The following is a 16,520-nucleotide window of genomic DNA, read 5'->3' on the forward strand; positions in this document are numbered from 1 at the left end:
ACGACGCCCGCGCCCCGGCATGCGACGGCGTCCGCGCCCCGGAACGTGATGAGGCACGCAGCGCACTCGTCCCGCACAGAGCCCCCGCTGGCGTAGCTTCGTAAGTTCGCGGGGCGCACAGCACCCTAGGCACGCCCCGCACGCCCCGCACGCCCCGCACCCTCGGCATCAGCACACCCACCAGGACCGGCGAACCACGTGAGCTCCTCCTCCTTCACCCGGCACAGTCCGCACCGCCAGTCACGGCAGCGGGCCGGGGGCGCGTACCGGCTGGTCCGCACGCCGCCGGGCTCCGTGGACCCTCCTCTCCTGGACGCGGCACAGCGCGCGGTGGTTGATCACCCCGGCGGCCCGCTCCTGGTGCTCGCCGGACCCGGCACCGGCAAGACGACCACGCTCGTCGAGGCGGTCGCCGCACGCATCGCGCGGGGCGGCGACCCGGCCCGCGTCCTGGTGCTCACCTTCAGCCGCAAGGCCGCCATGGAGCTGCGCGACCGGATGGCCGCCCGGCTGGGCGCCGCGCGCGGCCCGCAGGCCACCACGTTCCACTCCTTCTGTTACGCACTGGTCCGCGCCCACCAGGACGCCGACCTCTTCGCCGAACCGATGCGGCTGCTCTCCGGGCCGGAGCAGGACGTCACCGTCCGCGACCTGCTCGCCGGGCAGCTCGAACTGGAGCGGGACGGCTTCGCGCACATCCGCTGGCCCGACGAGCTGCGGGCCTGCCTGACCACCCGTGGCTTCGCCGACGAGGTACGAGCGGTGCTGGCCCGCAGCCGCGAGCTGGGCCTGGGGCCGGACGCGCTGGCGGCCTTCGCCCGCCGCACCGGCCGCCCCGACTGGGGAGCCGCCGCCGAGTTCCTCGCCGAGTACCTGGACGTGCTGGACGCGCAGGGGGTGCTGGACTACGCGGAGCTGGTGCACCGGGCCGTGCTGCTCGCGGAGCGCCCCGAGGTGTCGGCGCTGCTCGCTGGGGAGTACGACGCGGTGTTCGTCGACGAGTACCAGGACACGGACCCGGCGCAGGTACGGCTGCTGCACGCGCTGGCCGGCAACCGGGGGAGCGCCCCGGGCGCGGGGGGCGGCCGGGACCTGATCGCCTTCGGTGACCCGGACCAGTCGATCTACGCGTTCAGGGGCGCCGATGTGAACGGCATCCTCGACTTCCCGGAGACGTTCCGGCGGGCGGACGGCGCCCCGGCCCTGGTCGGCGTGCTCACCACCTCGCGGCGCTCCGGCGGACAGCTGCTGGCCGCCACCCGGCTGCTCACCCGCCGGATGCCGCTGACCCGGCTGCCCGCGGCGAAGGTCCGCGCCCACCGCGAACTCACCGCGGTCCGCGAGGGCGGCAGCGTGGAGGCGTACACCTACCCGACCGCCTCCACCGAGCTGGAGAACATCGCCGATCTGCTGCGCCGGGCACATCTGGAGGACGGCGTCCCGTGGAAGGAGATGGCGGTGCTCGTACGGGCAGGCGGCCGCACCCTCCCCTCGCTGCGCCGGGCCCTCACGTCGGCGGGCGTGCCCCTGGAGGTCGACGGGGACGACCTTCCCCTGCGCCACGAACCGGCGGTGGCCCCGCTCCTGACAGCCCTGCGCGCGGTCGCCACGGCGGCGCTGAGCGGGAGTGCGCCGGGCACGGAGGAGGCTTCGCCTGCCGAGGGCGCGGAGGCGGAGGCTCCGGAGCCCGACGCTCCGGAACCCGACGCTCCGGAACCCGACTCTCCGGAGCCCGACGCTCCGGAACCCGACGCTCCGGAACCCGACGCTCCGGCGGCCGAGGGCGCGGCGGCGGAAGACCCAGCGGCGGAGACGTCCTCCTGGCTCGACACCGAGACCGCCCTGACCCTCCTCGCTTCCCCACTCGGCTCCATGGACGCGGCCGACCTGCGCCGACTCGGCCGGGCCCTGCGAGACGAGGAACGGGCCGCCGGGAACCGCGTACCGGCGCCCTCCGGCGACCTGCTGGCCCGAGCGCTCGCCGAGCCCGAGCGGCTCGTCGCGCACGATCCGGCGTACGCCCGCGGCGCCCAGCGCCTCGGCGCACTGCTGCGCAAGGCGCGCGAGCTCCTCGAAGGCGGCGGCACCGCCGAGGAGGCCCTGTGGACACTGTGGTCCGGCACCCCGTGGCCGGGCCGGCTGGAGCGCGCCGCGCTGCGCGGCGGCGCGGGCGGCCGCAACGCCGACCGCGACCTCGACGCCGTCTGCGCGCTCTTCGACACCGCGGCCCGCGCCGAAGAACGCACCGGCGGGCGCGGGGCGCTCAACTTCCTGGAGGAGGTCGACGCCCAGGACATCGCCGCCGACACCCTCTCCAGGCGCGCGGTGCGCCCCGACGCCGTACGGCTGATGACCGCGCACCGCTCCAAGGGCCTGGAGTGGCGCCTCGTCGTCGTCGCGGGCGTCCAGGAGGGGCTCTGGCCGGACCTGCGCCGCCGGGGTTCGCTGCTGGAGGCGGACCGGATCGGCCGCGACGGTCTGGCCGAACCGCTCACCCCCGGCGCCCTCCTCGCCGAGGAACGCCGGCTCTTCTACGTCGCGGCGACCCGCGCCCGCGAACGGCTCGTCGTCACCGCGGTGAAGGCACCCGCGGACGACGGCGACCAGCCGTCCCGCTTCCTCACCGAGCTCGGCGCCGAGCCGCGCGACGTCACCGGCCGCCCGCGCCGCCCGCTCGCCGTCGCCGCGCTGGTCGCCGAACTCCGCGCCACCACCGTCGATCCCGAAGCCTCCGACGCCCTGCGCGAGGAGGCCGCCCGCCGCCTCGCCCGCCTCGCCGCCCTCACCGACGACGAGGGACAGCCGCTCGTACCCGCCGCCCATCCCTACCGCTGGTGGGGGCTGCACGAACCGACCCGCTCCGCCGTCCCGCTCCGCGACCGGGACCAGCCGGTGGCCCTCTCCGGGAGCGCGCTCGACCAGCTCGCCAACACCTGCGCGCTCCAGTGGTTCCTCGGCCGCGAGGTGAAGGCGGACGCCCCGGCGACGGCCGCGCAGGGCTTCGGCAACGTGGTCCACGTACTCGCCGACGAGGTGGCCTCCGGACGTACCCCCGCCGATCTCGCCGTCCTCATGGAGCGGCTGGACTCGGTCTGGGACGGGCTCGTCTTCGACGCCCCCTGGAAGTCCGGGCAGGAGAAGGAACAGGCACGGGCCGCCCTCGAACGCTTCCTGCGCTGGCACGTCATGGACCGCACCGGCCGCACCTCCGCCGCGAGCGAGCGCGATTTCGACGTGACGCTGGGGGCGGGGGAGTACGAGGTGCGCATCCGGGGCTCCATGGACCGCGTCGAACAGGACGCCGAGGGCCGGGCCTACGTCGTCGACTTCAAGACCGGCAAGCAGTCCCCGACCAAGGACGAGGTGGCACGTCACCCCCAGCTCGCCGTGTACCAGCTGGCCGTCCGGGAAGGCGCGGTCGACGAGGTCTTCGACGGCAGACGCCCCGAGCCCGGCGGCGCCGAACTCGTACAGCTGCGCCAGCCCGCCCCCAAGAAGGAGGGTGGTGACGCGCTGCCCAAGGTGCAGGCGCAGGAACCGCTCGCCGGTGAATGGGTCTCCGACCTGCTGGCCACCGCAGCCGGCCGGGTGCTGGACGAACGCTTCACCCCCACAACCGGCCAGCACTGCACGCACTGCGCCTTCCGGGCCTCGTGCAGCGCCCAGCCGGAGGGCCGCCACATCCTGGAGTGAGCGGGTGAACGGGGGCTGAGTTTCTTCGGCGCCGCCGGTTGTCAGTGCGTCCGGTTAGCCTTTCTGGGGTGTCCCCACGTATCACCGATCCCGAGCAGCTCAAGGAGCTCCTCGGGATCCCGTTCACCCCGGAGCAGACGGCCTGCATCACCGCGCCGCCGGCCCCGCAGGTGATCGTGGCCGGAGCCGGGTCGGGGAAGACCACGGTGATGGCGGCCCGCGTGGTGTGGCTGGTGGGCACCGGCCAGGTAGCCCCCGAGCAGGTCCTCGGGCTCACGTTCACCAACAAGGCGGCCGGTGAGCTCGCCGAGCGCGTCCGCAAGGCCCTGATCGCGGCCGGGGTCACCGATCCCGACGCCATCGACCCGGACGACCTCCCGGGCGAGCCCAGCATCTCCACGTACCACGCGTTCGCCGGCCGGCTCCTCACCGAGCACGGGCTGCGCATCGGGCTCGAACCCACCACCCGCCTCCTCGCCGACGCCACCCGCTACCAGCTGGCCGCCCGCGTGCTGCGCGAGGCCCCTGGCCCCTACCCGGCCCTGACCAGGTCGTTCCCCACCCTCGTCAGCGACCTGCTGGCACTCGACGCCGAGCTCGCCGAACACCTCGTACGCCCCGAACAGCTCGCCGAGTACGACACCGGCCTCCTGCAGACGCTCGAATCGGCCCGGCTCAGCAACGCCGAGTTGCGCAAGATCCCCGAGACCGCCGAGGCCCGCCGCGAGCTGCTCCAGCTGACCCGGCGCTACCGCGAGGCCAAGAAGAGCCGAGACCTCCTCGACTTCGGCGACCAGATCGCGCTCTCCGCCGAGCTGGCCCTCACCCGCCCCGAGGTCGGCGCGATCCTGCGCGACGAGTTCCGCGTCGTGCTGCTCGACGAGTACCAGGACACCTCCGTCGCCCAGCGCCTGCTGCTCTCCGCCCTTTTCGGCAGCGGCCCCGAGGGGAGGACCGGACACGCCGTCACCGCCGTCGGCGACCCCTGCCAGGCGATCTACGGCTGGCGCGGCGCCTCCGTCGCCAACCTCGACGACTTCCCGCTCCACTTCCCGCACGCCGACGGCGCCCCCGCGACCCGCTACTCCCTCAGCGAGAACCGCCGCAGCGGCGGCCGGCTCCTGCATCTCGCCAACGGCCTCGCCGCACCCCTGCGCGCCATGCACGAGGGCGTCGAGGCGCTGCGCCCGGCCCCCGGCGCCGAGCGCGACGGCATCGTCCGCTGCGCGCTGCTGCGCACCCACGCCGAGGAGATCGACTGGCTCGCCGACTCGATCGCCCACCTGGTGCGGACCGGCAAGGCACCCGGCGAGATCGCCGTCCTGTGCCGCACCGCGGGTGACTTCCCGGAGATCCAGGCCGCGCTGGTTGCCCGCGACATCCCGGTCGAGGTCGTCGGCCTGTCCGGGCTGCTGCACCTGCCCGAGGTCGCCGACCTCGTCGCGGTCTGCGAGGTGCTCCAGGACCCCGGTGCCAACGCCTCCCTGGTCCGGCTGCTCACCGGCCCCCGCTGGCGGATCGGCCCCCGCGACCTGGCCCTGCTCGGCCGCCGGGCCCGGCTCCTGGTCCACCGCGCGGCCCACGGCGACGACGAGGACTTCGACCCCGACCGGCGGCTCGCCGAGGCCGTCGAGGGCATCGACCCGGCCGAGGTGATCTCGCTCGCCGACGCACTGGACACCTTCCTCGAATCGGGCGGCGAGGAGGACGACGGGCTCCCGTTCTCCACCGAGGCCCGCATCCGCTTCGCCCGCCTCGCCGCCGAACTGCGCGACCTGCGCCGCTCGCTGGCCGACCCCCTGATGGACGTGCTGCACCGGGTCCTCGCCACCACCGGCCTGGAGGTCGAGCTCTCCGCGTCGCCGCAGGCCCTGGCCGCCCGCCGCCGCGAGACCCTCGCCAATTTCCTCGACGTCGCGGCCCGCTTCGCAGCCGTCGACGGCGACGCCACCCTCCTCGCCTTCCTCGGCTTCCTGCGCACCGCCGTCCAGTACGAGAAGGGCCTGGACAACGCCCTGCCCGGCGGCGAGAACACCGTCAAGGTCCTCACCGCCCACAAGTCCAAGGGCCTGGAGTGGGACGTCGTCGCCGTGCCCGGCCTGGTCGCCGGCCAGTTCCCCAGCGGCCAGTCCCGCGACGCCTGGACCGCCCAGTCGAAGGTCCTCCCGCACGCCCTGCGCGGGGACCGGGCGACCCTCCCCGACGTCCCCTCCTGGGATGCCAAGGGGCTCAAGGCGTTCAAGGAGGAGATGAAGGAGCACCAGCACACCGAGGAGCTCCGCCTGGGATACGTCACCTTCACCAGACCCCGCACCCTGCTGCTCGGCTCCGGCCACTGGTGGGGCCCGTCCCAGAAGAAGCCGCGCGGCCCGTCCGGCTTCCTGCACGCGCTGTACGAGCACTGCGCGGCCGGACACGGCGAGATCGAGGCCTGGGCCGGCGAACCGGCCGAGGACGAGGAGAACCCGGCGCTCGACGGGCACTTTGCCGACCAGGCGTGGCCGCTCCCTCTCGACGACACCGCGCTGACCCGCCGCAGGGCCGCCGCGGACACGGTGATGGCGCACCTGGAGGCCCTGGCCACGGCAGGGGGCGTGCCGGACGCGTACGAGGCGCCGTCCGTTGCACCTGAGCCGTACGACGAGCCATTCGACGGCGGGTGCGACGACGGGTACGACGACGGGTACGACGACGAGGCGTTCCCCGACGAAGCCGGCGACTGGGACGCACTGTCCACGGAGCGCCCCCCGGCCCCGGTGCCGCCCACCCCCGCACCGCACATCCCCGCGGCCCGTGTCCCCGAGCCCGCCGGGGAGCACTCCCCCGGGGAGCATCACCCCGAGCCCCCCGGGGAGCACCACCCCGAGGAACACGACCCCGGGGCGTCCCGTCTCACCCCCGAGGAAGCCCGCACCCTCGCCTCCTGGGACCGCGACCTCGACGCCCTCGCCGGTGAGCTGCGCCGCGCCCGCGCCACCGTGCGCGACGTCCTCGTACCCGCGTCGCTCTCCGCCACCCAGCTGCTCCGGCTGGCCGACGACCCCGAAGGCTTCGCCCAGGAGCTGGCCCGCCCGATGCCGCGGCCACCGCAGCCGGCGGCCCGCCGGGGCACCCGTTTCCACGCCTGGGTGGAGTCCCGCTTCGAGGAGCTGCCGCTGCCCATGCTCGGCCCCGACGAGCTGCCCGGCGGCGACGAGAGCGACGCCGAGATCGCCGACGAGCGCGACCTCGCCGCACTCAAGGAGGCCTTCGAGCGCACTCCGTACGCCCGCCGCACCCCGTACCGCGTCGAGACGCCGTTCCAGATCACCCTGGCCGGCCGGATCGTCCGGGGCCGTATCGACGCGGTGTACCGCACAGGGGACACCTACGAGATCGTCGACTGGAAGACCACCCGAACCAACACCGCCGATCCCCTCCAGCTCGCGATCTACCGCCTGGCCTGGGCGGAACTGCACGACTTGCCGCTCACCGACGTCACCGCCACGTTCCTGTACGTGCGCAGCGGCGAGACCGTCCACCCCACCCGCCTCCCGGGACGGGCGGAGCTGGAACGGATCCTGCTGGACGAGAGCCCCTAGCCCCCGACCTCAGGGCCTCTCGTTTGGATCATGCCGGGCTCGCGTGCCCCGGTGCCGCGCCTCGCCGTGTTGTCGTCGGTCGCCGACCGCGTTCCCTCCCAGGCTCTCGGCCCCGCTCGAGCAGGGGAGACTCCATCCGGCTCCCTCCTCCGCCTTGCGATGCACGGCACCGGACCCCGCTCCCTGATCCGGCCTGCTCCAAACGGAAGACCCTAGCCCCGGTCGATCAGCAGCTGGGCGCGGGCGGTCGTGAGCAGCCGCTGCTGCGTGGCGAGCTTCTCGGGGCGGGCGTCGGGGTCGAGGAGCAGCTGGTAGACCTGGCCCGCCCAGTGGTAGTCGATCTCCAGCCAGAGGGCGTCGTGGCCGTTCTGCCGGATGGTGTGCGAGACGGCCTTGAGATCGGCCATCGACGACTTGGCTGTGTCCCGGTACCGGGCGAGCTGCCCAGTGGAGGCCGCTTGGGCGGTCGCTCCGTGCGACGTGTCCCGTTCGACGCTCATGTCATGGGCGCCGTCCGGGGAGAGGGTGCGACGGCACCGTGCAGCGCGGGGCGAGGCCGCCGTACCGCGGGCGGGAAGACGCCCCTGGGCGAGGCACTAGGCTCAAGGCCATGAGCGACACCCCGGACAGCGCCGTCCGTACGTACACCGAACAGCACCGCACAGCCTTCCTGGACGACCTCGCCGCCTGGCTGCGCATCCCGTCCGTATCCGCCCAGCCGGAGCACGACGGAGACGTACGGCGCAGCGCCGAGTGGCTGTCCGCCAAGCTCAAGGAGACCGGCTTCCCGGTCACCGAGATCTGGGAGACGCCCGGCGCCCCCGCGGTCTACGCCCACTGGCCGTCCGAGGACCCGGACGCCCCGACCGTCCTTGTCTACGGCCACCACGACGTGCAGCCCGCCGCCCGCGAGGACGGCTGGGACACCGACCCGTTCGAGCCGGTGATCCGCGACGGCCGCATGTACGGGCGGGGCGCCGCCGACGACAAGGGACAGGTGTTCTTCCACACCCTCGGCGTCCGGGCCCACCTCGCCGCCACCGGCCGCACCGCCCCCGCCGTCAACCTCAAGCTCCTGATCGAGGGGGAGGAGGAGTCCGGCTCGCCGAACTTCCGTGCCCTGGTCGAGGAGCGGGCCGAGCAGCTCGCCGCCGACGCGGTGATCGTCTCCGACACCGGCATGTGGGACGAGTCGACCCCCACGGTCTGCACCGGCATGCGCGGCCTCGCCGAGTGCGAGATCGAGCTGTACGGCCCCGAGCAGGACATCCACTCCGGTTCGTTCGGCGGCGCGGTCCCCAACCCGGCGACTGCCGTCGCCCGGCTCGTCGCAGCGCTGCACGACGCGGACGGCCGGGTCGCGATCCCCGGCTTCTACGACGGTGTGGCAGAACTCACCGAGACCGAGCGTGCGCTCTTCGCGGAGCTGCCCTTCGACGAGGCCACCTGGCTGCGCACCGCAAAATCCCGCGCGGCGTCCGGCGAGGCCGGCTACTCCACTCTCGAACGCATCTGGGCCCGTCCCACCGCCGAGGTCAACGGCATCGGCGGCGGCTACCAGGGCGCCGGAAGCAAGACCATCATCCCGTCCTCCGCCCTCGTGAAGATCAGCTTCCGGCTGGTCGCGGGCCAGGACCCCGACCGCATCCAGCAGGTGGTCCGGGCCTGGGCCGAAGCCCGGGTCCCGGCCGGTGTCCGGCACCGGATCACCTTCGCCCCGGCCACCCGCCCCTGCCTGACGCCGCTGGACCACCCCGCCCTGCAGGCCGTGGCCCGCGCCATGGGACGGGCCTTCGGCCAGAAGATCCTCTTCACCCGTGAAGGGGGCTCGGGACCCGCGGCCGACCTCCAGGACGTGCTCGGCGCGCCCGTCCTCTTCCTGGGCATCTCCGTACCGTCCGACGGCTGGCACGCCCCCAACGAGAAGGTCGAGCTCGGCCTTCTGTTCAAGGGCGTGGAGACGACCGCGCACCTCTGGGGCGAGCTGGCCGCCGCACTCCGCTGAATCCTCTGAACACCCGATCCATCCCGGGGGAGTAGGAAGCACCTGTGAGCACCTTCGACAACGCCACCGCAGACCGGCCCATCGGTCTCACCGCGCCCAGCGGCATCGACCGCGCCGCGCACCACCGCCTCGACGAGGCATGGCTGTCCGCCGCGTGGAGCCACCCGACCACCCGCGTGTTCGTCGTCTCCGGCGGCCAGGTGCTGATCGACGACACCGCCGACGGCGGTACGGAGATCGTCATGACCCCGGCTTTCGAGGCCCCGGTCACCGAGACCCACCGGTACTTCCTCGGCACCGACGAGGACGGCGTCAGCTACTTCGCGCTCCAGAAGGACTCCCTGCCCGGCCGCATGGACCAGCCGGCCCGCCCGGCCGGGCTGCGCGAGGCCGGTCTGCTGCTCGGCCCGCGCGACGCGGGCCTGATGGTGCACGCGGTGGCCCTGGAGAACTGGCAGCGCCTGCACCGCTTCTGCTCCCGCTGCGGCGAACGCACGGTCATCGCGGCGGCCGGCCACATCCGCCGCTGCCCGGCCTGCGGCGCCGAGCACTACCCGCGTACGGACCCCGCGGTGATCATGCTGGTGACCGACGACCAGGACCGCGCCCTGCTGGGCCGCCAGGTGCACTGGCCCGAGGGCCGCTTCTCGACGCTCGCGGGATTCGTCGAGCCGGGCGAGTCGATCGAGCAGTCGGTGGCGCGCGAGGTGTTCGAGGAAGCGGGGGTCACGGTCGGCGAGGTCGAGTACATCGCCAGCCAGCCCTGGCCGTTCCCGTCGAGCCTGATGCTCGGTTTCATGGCACGGGCCACCTCGTCCGAGATCAATGTGGACGGCGAGGAGATCGAGGAGGCCCGCTGGTTCTCCCGCGAGGACCTGAAGGCCGCCTTCGAATCGGGCGAGATCCTGCCCCCGTTCGGTATCTCGATCGCGGCGCGCCTGATCGAGCTCTGGTACGGCAAGCCGCTCCCGAAGCCGGGCAGCGTCGGCTGACCCCGGATCCGTACGAGAACGCCCCCTCCGGTGCCGGACCGGAGGGGCGTCCTCGCACGGCGGGAGAAGCAGGATCAGACGGCGAGCGCCTGCTTCACCTGAGCCAGGGACGGGTTCGTCATGACGGCCTCGGCACCCGTGGAACCGACCACGAGGACGGTGGGAACGGTCTGGTTGCCCCCGTTGGCCTTCTCGACAAAGGCCGCGGAATGCGGGTCCTGCTCGATGTTGATCTCGGTGTACGCGATGCCCTCACGGTCCATCTGACTCTTGAGCCGGCGGCAGTAGCCGCACCACGTAGTGCTGTACATCGTCACAGTGCCCGACATGTCTTGGCGCTCCTCTGTCTCGTCTGTCTCATCCGTCTCATCCGGCATGTCCCTCATGCGGAGAAGCTGGACCGTGCGTCACCGCACGGAAAGGGAACGTACGCGAGGCAACCACCATTCCCGCAGCCGGGCCGGGGCGGCCACGCGACCGGCCGGGCCGTATAGGCCAGGGCGCAATGGGCCGGTCCCCATCAGCAGGACCGCACCAGAGCAGCAGGACCGCACCGGACCAGCCAGGGCGCATTAGTACGACGGATGCAGCTCCCCTGTGGACAACCTCCGCGTCCGCCTCTCCCGACCTGGCAGCATGGCGGGGTGACATCAGTAACGCATTCCTCCCTCTTCCCACAGGTCCCCGAGTCGGCCGACGCCGTGCTCGACGGCCTGGACCCCGAGCAGCGCGAGGTCGCCACGGCCCTGCACGGCCCGGTGTGTGTGCTGGCCGGAGCCGGTACGGGCAAGACGCGTGCGATCACCCATCGCATCGCCTACGGGGTGCGCGCCGGGATACTTCAGCCGACGAGTGTGCTTGCCGTCACGTTCACCAACAGAGCCGCCGGCGAGATGCGCGGACGGCTTCGCCAGCTCGGCGCGGGAGGAGTCCAGGCCCGGACGTTCCACTCCGCCGCCCTGCGTCAGCTCCAGTACTTCTGGCCGAAAGCGGTCGGTGGCCACCTGCCCCGGCTGCTGGAGCGGAAGGTCCAGCTGGTCGCCGAGGCCGCGGCCCGCTGCCGCATCCGGCTCGACCGCAACGAACTGCGGGACGTCACCAGCGAGATCGAGTGGTCCAAGGTCACCCAGACCGTGCCGGGCGACTACCCGGCCGTGGTCGCGAAGACCCAGCGCGACGCCCCGCGCGATCCGGCCGAGATCTCCCAGATCTACGCGACGTACGAGGAGCTGAAGCGCGACCGCTCGGTGATCGACTTCGAGGACGTGCTGCTCCTCACCGTCGCCATCCTCCAGGACCGCCACGACATCGCCGACCACGTCCGCCGCCAGTACCAGCACTTCGTCGTCGACGAGTACCAGGACGTCAGCCCGCTGCAGCAGCGGCTGCTGGACCTCTGGCTCGGCGACCGGGACACCCTGTGCGTCGTCGGCGACGCCAGCCAGACGATCTACTCCTTCACCGGAGCCACCCCCGACCACCTGCTGAACTTCCGCACCCGCCACCCCAACGCGACGGTGGTCAAGCTGGTCCGGGACTACCGCTCCACCCCCCAGATCGTCCATCTGGCCAACGGACTGCTCAGCCAGGCCCGCGGCCGCGCCGCCGAGCACCGGCTCGAACTGGTCTCGCAGCGCGAGCCCGGCGCCGAGCCCGCCTACACGGAGTACGCGGACGAGCCCTCGGAGGCCGAGGGCACCGCCCGCCGGATCCGCGATCTGATCGCCGCGGGAGTCCCGGCCGGCGAGATCGCCGTGCTCTACCGGGTCAACTCCCAGTCCGAGGTCTACGAGCAGGCCCTGGCGGACGCGGGCGTGCCGTATCAGCTGCGCGGCGCGGAGCGGTTCTTCGAACGGGCGGAGGTGCGAGAGGCCGGAGTCGCCCTGCGCGGCGCCGCCCGCGCCGGGGGCAACGACTCCCTGCTGGACGATGCGGAGGGGCTGCCCGCCGAGGTGCGCGCGGTGCTCTCCACCAAGGGATGGACCCAGGAGCCCCCCGCGGGTTCGGGAGCGGTGCGCGACCGCTGGGAATCGCTGGCAGCCCTGGTCCGGCTCGCCGAGGACTTCGAACGGGCCAGTCCGGGCGCCACCCTCTCCGACCTGGTGGCGGAGCTTGACGAGCGGGCCGCCGCCCAGCACGCCCCCACGGTCCAGGGGGTCACCCTCGCCTCGCTCCACTCCGCGAAGGGCCTTGAGTGGGACGCCGTGTTCCTGGTCGGCCTGACCGAGGGGATGATGCCGATCACCTACGCCAGGACCGACGAGCAGATCGAGGAGGAGCGCAGGCTGCTGTACGTCGGCGCCACCCGGGCCCGCCTCCACCTCTCGCTGTCATGGTCGCTCTCCCGCTCGCCCGGCGGACGTGCCGGACGGCGCCCGAGCCGGTTCCTCAACGGCCTGCGTCCGGGCTCGGTGCCGCTCGGCACGCGCGGCACGGCCGGCGGCGGCGGGATCGAGCGGGGCCCGGCAGGGCCGGCCGCCAAGCGCCGCCGTCGCGGCCCTGCCCGCTGCCGGGTCTGCGGCAAGACCCTCACCGACGCCGGCGAGATGAAACTGATGCGCTGCGAGGACTGCCCCTCCGACATGGACGAGGCGCTGTACGAGCGGCTGCGCGACTGGCGGGCGGTCAGGGCGAAGGAGATCGGTCAGCCCGCGTTCTGCGTGTTCACGGACAAGACACTGATGGCGATCGCCGAGGCCGTACCGGGCAGCGAGGGCGAACTGGCCGTGATCTCCGGCGTCGGCGCGCGGAAGCTGGGCCGGTTCGGGACCGCCGTCCTGGCCATTTGTGCAGGTGAGACGGTAGAGGAAGTGCTCGCGGAGGTGGCTGACGACAGGTGAGAAAAACTCGTCGAAAAAATAGTTTGCGCCCGCCCCAGTCATCACCATAGGTTCTTAACCACGGGAACAGCGACTTCTCTGAAGCCCTGGCCCTGTGCTGTACTTATCCGAATACGTAGGACCGGCCCGCCGGTCCGCCCGAGACGCCGAGAGGAGGCGATTGAAGTGATCAGCATCATCGAGACCAACAAAATGACCGATCTTTCGGGCGTCTCCGCCTGCTCGCTCGGCCTCGCCTGCTCTTCCGAGTCCTCGCTCCGTGGCACCGGTCTGTCCGGCATTTCTGTCGCCCGTCCGCTGTCCCCTGCGAGCCTCCCCGTGCGGGAGCGCAATGAGCGACCGGCTCAGGCACCGGCAGCAGCAGTAGCGAAGGGACAGGCCCAGGCCTATGCCTTTGCGGCCGTCGGTGCGGGAGCGGAATCCGGCGCCAAGAAGCAGACGATGCACCACCACACGATGTGGGCCTTCCGTGGGCCTGAACCCTGGAGTGATCCAGCCTGATTCACCATCAGGCCGGCGCCTTCAGGGCCGCGGAACCCCACTCGGGATCCGCGGCCCTTTTGTTTTGTCCGAACGGACGAGACAGCGCGAAGGAGCCTCGGGACAAGCAGCACCCGGTACCAGCCGCCACCCGGCCAACCAGGCCGGAACGACCAGACGAGGACACCACCCACCGTGCAACTCGAAGCGCACGCCCCGTCCGTACCGCCTTCCGAAACGATCCCGCCGCCCGGCCTCACGGAGGACTCCACCTTGTTCCCCCTCACCACGCTCACCGCGCTCGACGACGCCATCGAGAACCTCGGCGTGCCCGTCCCGTGCCGCTCCTACGACCCGGAGGTCTTCTTCGCGGAGTCGCCCGCCGACGTCGAGTACGCCAAGTCCCTCTGCCGCACCTGCCCGCTCGTCGAGGCCTGCCTCGTCGGCGCCAAGGAGCGTCGCGAGCCGTGGGGCGTCTGGGGCGGTGAGCTCTTCATCCAGGGCGTCGTCGTCGCTCGCAAGCGGCCGCGTGGCCGTCCGCGCAAGAACCCGGTCGCGGCGTGATCGCCGGACTGGGGGTCACGGCCCCCAAGCCCATGAAGCGCATCGGAACCATCGACCGTCCCCACACCCACGATCCCCGAAATCAGGCAGCAATGTCCGTCCCCACCAACGAGCCCGTCGGCTCCGCAACACCGAACGTCACGATCATCGGCGCGAACGACTCGCGTCAGAACAGGACCCGCGAAATGCAACTCATCCCAGAAGCCCTGGCTCGTGCTCATATGCACGACCGCATGAGGGAGGCCGATACGGAGCGCCAGGCGGTACGCCTGGTCAACGCGCGCCGTATGCAGCGCCGGGCCGAGCGCGCTTCGATGCGCGCCCGCCGCGCGCTGGCCATGGCCGTCATGCACTAGTCGGGCCGCACACCAGCAACACCCGCTGGCGGGCAGCCGCTCTGCCCGCCAGCGACCAGACCCACAGTCAGTACCCCTTCCGCGGGGCCGGTCCACAACGGACCGGCCCCGCGGTCGTGCTGCGATGGCCGCGCCGTGCGGTGGTGCTGCGCAGCAGTGCTGTGTGGTGCCGCGCGACACGGCGTCGACGGAGTTATCGTCACGAGGTGGACGAGGAGACCCATCACCGGATTCAGCGACCCGCGCAGAACGAGAGCGACGCCGCGGTCGTCACCTGCGCCCTGTGCGGTACCTCCGCCGACGGTGACACCGCACCGCCGACCTGGATCTGCTCCGTGGAGAACGGCAGGCGCCAGCACTTCTGCGAAGAGTGCGCCCGCACCAACATCAGGGCGATCGAGAGCCGGCTGGACTCGGCCTGGTGGTGACCCGCCCGGCGGCCACGCATTCACCAGCGACAAGGCCTCCCACCAGCGGCAACGCATCCGGCCGCGACGCCCCGGCCTACGGCCCCAAGGGCGCGTCGCCCGCCAGCTCCCGGACCTCGGTCTCCTGCACCGTGGTCCCCTGTGCCTCGGTATCCTGTGCCTCGGTCTTCTGCGCCTCGGTTTCTTGCAATACGGTCTCCTCCTCGTACTCCGCGACGAAACCTGGCAGCCAGGATTCGAGCTCGTCGCGCAGCCGCACCGTCGCACCCAGCTGGCACAGCACCCCGATCGTGCTCAACGTCACCCGGTGTATCAGCAGATAGGCGGGCGGCAGATTCAGCTGCTTGCCGAGCTGATGAGCGGGGGAGCGGGGATCCGCGATCCGCGCCGCCTGATTGCGCATCCAGCTCCGGGTGAACGTGAACTCCTCCACCTGAGCCGGCTCGATGATCGGGAGTAGATAGTCGAGCACCGCGTCAGGGTCGAGGTCGATCGTGTCCTTGACGAACCCCTCCTCGCGCAACAGCTCGTACACCGCCTCCGCCTCGCCCGCCAGCGTCAGCCGCAGGGAGTCCCCGATGGTCTGCGGTAGACCGCCCGGCAGCCGGTCCACCGTCCCGAAGTCCAGCACTCCGAGCCGCCACTGCCCGTCCTCGCCGGTCCCCTCGTGCGGGGGCAGCAGCCGGAAGTTTCCTGGATGCGGGTCCGCGTGCAGCAGACCGGTGCGCGCGGGCCCCGAGAAGAGGAAGCGGGCCAGCAACTGGCCCGCCCGGTCCCGCTGCTCCGGAGTACCCTCAGAGATCACGTCGGCCAGCGGAACACCGTCCATCCACTCCGTCACCAGAACCTGGTCAGACTGGTGCACCACGCCGGGGATCACGACATCCGGGTCGTCCGCGAACTCCTCGGCGTGGTCCTGCTGCGACCGCGCCTCCTGCTCGTAGTCCAGCTCCTCCGAGACCCGGTCACGCAGCTCCGTGATGAGCGGTTTGATGTCCATCCCGGGAACCAACGGGCCGAGCAGGCGGGCGAATCGGGTGAGCTGGGTCAGATCCGAGAGCAGTGCTTGACCGGCGCCCGGATACTGCACCTTCACCGCGACGTTCCGTCCGTCGTGCCACACCGCCCGGTGCACCTGGCCGATCGAGGCGGCGGCCGACGGCTTGTCCTCGAATTCGAGGAACAACGCCCGCCAGTCCTCTCCGAGCCGCTCCTCCAGCACCGCGTGGACGGTATCGCTGGGCATGGGTGGCGCGGCTTCCTGCAGCTTGGTGAGCGCCGCCCGGTACGGTCCGGCGACCTCCTCGGGCAGCGCCGACTCGAAGACGGACAGGGCCTGGCCGAGTTTCATCGCCCCGCCCTTCAACTCGCCCAGAACTTTGAACAACTGGTCCGCGGTGCGTTGCTGTACCTCCCGGGCGACCAGCTCCGCCGATCTCCCGCCGATCCGCTTGCCCAGACCCCATGTCGCACGGCCGGCGAAGCCCAGAGGCAGGGCGGCCAACTTGGCGGTACGGGTGACCGCTTTCCGGGGTAGATCAGACATGAGCCCCTCCAAATCCCAGACTGCCGTACCGCGTG

The 16,520-nt window shown here is 72.2% G+C and carries 12 protein-coding genes; 9 read left to right on the top strand and 3 right to left on the bottom strand.

Annotated features, from left to right (window positions below; translation table 11 throughout):
* The first annotated feature begins 198 nt into the window (after positions 1–198).
* A complete protein-coding gene (locus ACIRJP_RS15210; RefSeq protein WP_404173124.1) occupies positions 199–3,693 on the top strand; it encodes an ATP-dependent helicase in 3,495 nt (1,164 codons plus the stop codon).
* Between the two features lie 68 nt (positions 3,694–3,761).
* Positions 3,762–7,274, top strand: a complete 3,513-nt coding sequence (locus ACIRJP_RS15215) for a UvrD-helicase domain-containing protein (RefSeq protein WP_404173127.1) — start codon at positions 3,762–3,764, stop codon at positions 7,272–7,274.
* A 212-nt stretch (positions 7,275–7,486) separates the two neighbouring features.
* Here the strand turns inward: ACIRJP_RS15215 and ACIRJP_RS15220 are convergent, their stop codons facing one another.
* The gene (locus ACIRJP_RS15220) at positions 7,487–7,774 is read right to left on the bottom strand and encodes a hypothetical protein (RefSeq protein WP_404173130.1); all 288 of its coding nucleotides are present in this window, start codon (positions 7,772–7,774) and stop codon (positions 7,487–7,489) included.
* A gap of 110 nt (positions 7,775–7,884) precedes the next feature.
* On the opposite strand from ACIRJP_RS15220, the gene ACIRJP_RS15225 reads away from it, so the two are divergent.
* Together ACIRJP_RS15225 and nudC are read left to right on the top strand one after the other, a co-directional pair.
* Positions 7,885–9,279 carry a dipeptidase gene (locus ACIRJP_RS15225; RefSeq protein WP_404173133.1) on the top strand — a complete coding sequence of 465 codons (1,395 nt, stop codon included), beginning with the start codon at positions 7,885–7,887 and terminating at the stop codon, positions 9,277–9,279.
* A 44-nt stretch (positions 9,280–9,323) separates the two neighbouring features.
* Positions 9,324–10,271, top strand: a complete 948-nt coding sequence (gene nudC / locus ACIRJP_RS15230; protein WP_266729841.1) for an NAD(+) diphosphatase — start codon at positions 9,324–9,326, stop codon at positions 10,269–10,271.
* 74 nt (positions 10,272–10,345) lie between these two features.
* On the opposite strand, the gene ACIRJP_RS15235 is transcribed toward nudC, so the two are convergent.
* The gene (locus ACIRJP_RS15235) at positions 10,346–10,600 is read right to left on the bottom strand and encodes a mycoredoxin (protein ID WP_404173136.1); all 255 of its coding nucleotides are present in this window, start codon (positions 10,598–10,600) and stop codon (positions 10,346–10,348) included.
* Between the two features lie 315 nt (positions 10,601–10,915).
* On the opposite strand from ACIRJP_RS15235, the gene ACIRJP_RS15240 reads away from it, so the two are divergent.
* The 5 genes from ACIRJP_RS15240 (at position 10,916) to ACIRJP_RS15260 (ending at position 14,939) form a co-directional block, all read left to right on the top strand.
* Positions 10,916–13,111 (top strand): ATP-dependent DNA helicase UvrD2, encoded by a 2,196-nt coding sequence (locus tag ACIRJP_RS15240; RefSeq protein ID WP_404173139.1) that lies wholly within the window; start codon positions 10,916–10,918, stop codon positions 13,109–13,111.
* A gap of 165 nt (positions 13,112–13,276) precedes the next feature.
* Entirely contained in the window at positions 13,277–13,612 is a 336-nt protein-coding gene (locus ACIRJP_RS15245) for a hypothetical protein (protein WP_404173142.1), read from the top strand.
* A gap of 174 nt (positions 13,613–13,786) precedes the next feature.
* A complete protein-coding gene (locus tag ACIRJP_RS15250) occupies positions 13,787–14,155 on the top strand; it encodes a WhiB family transcriptional regulator (RefSeq protein ID WP_404173145.1) in 369 nt (122 codons plus the stop codon).
* A 32-nt stretch (positions 14,156–14,187) separates the two neighbouring features.
* A complete protein-coding gene (locus tag ACIRJP_RS15255; protein WP_124717384.1) occupies positions 14,188–14,511 on the top strand; it encodes a hypothetical protein in 324 nt (107 codons plus the stop codon).
* Between the two features lie 206 nt (positions 14,512–14,717).
* The gene (locus ACIRJP_RS15260) at positions 14,718–14,939 is read left to right on the top strand and encodes a hypothetical protein (protein WP_404173148.1); all 222 of its coding nucleotides are present in this window, start codon (positions 14,718–14,720) and stop codon (positions 14,937–14,939) included.
* Between the two features lie 76 nt (positions 14,940–15,015).
* Here ACIRJP_RS15260 and ACIRJP_RS15265 read toward each other — a convergent pair whose 3' ends face one another.
* Positions 15,016–16,485 carry an ABC1 kinase family protein gene (locus ACIRJP_RS15265; RefSeq protein WP_404173151.1) on the bottom strand — a complete coding sequence of 490 codons (1,470 nt, stop codon included), beginning with the start codon at positions 16,483–16,485 and terminating at the stop codon, positions 15,016–15,018.
* Positions 16,486–16,520 lie beyond the last annotated feature (35 nt).

The organism is Streptomyces sp. NPDC102437 (assembly GCF_044765565.1).
GTDB lineage: Bacteria > Actinomycetota > Actinomycetes > Streptomycetales > Streptomycetaceae > Streptomyces.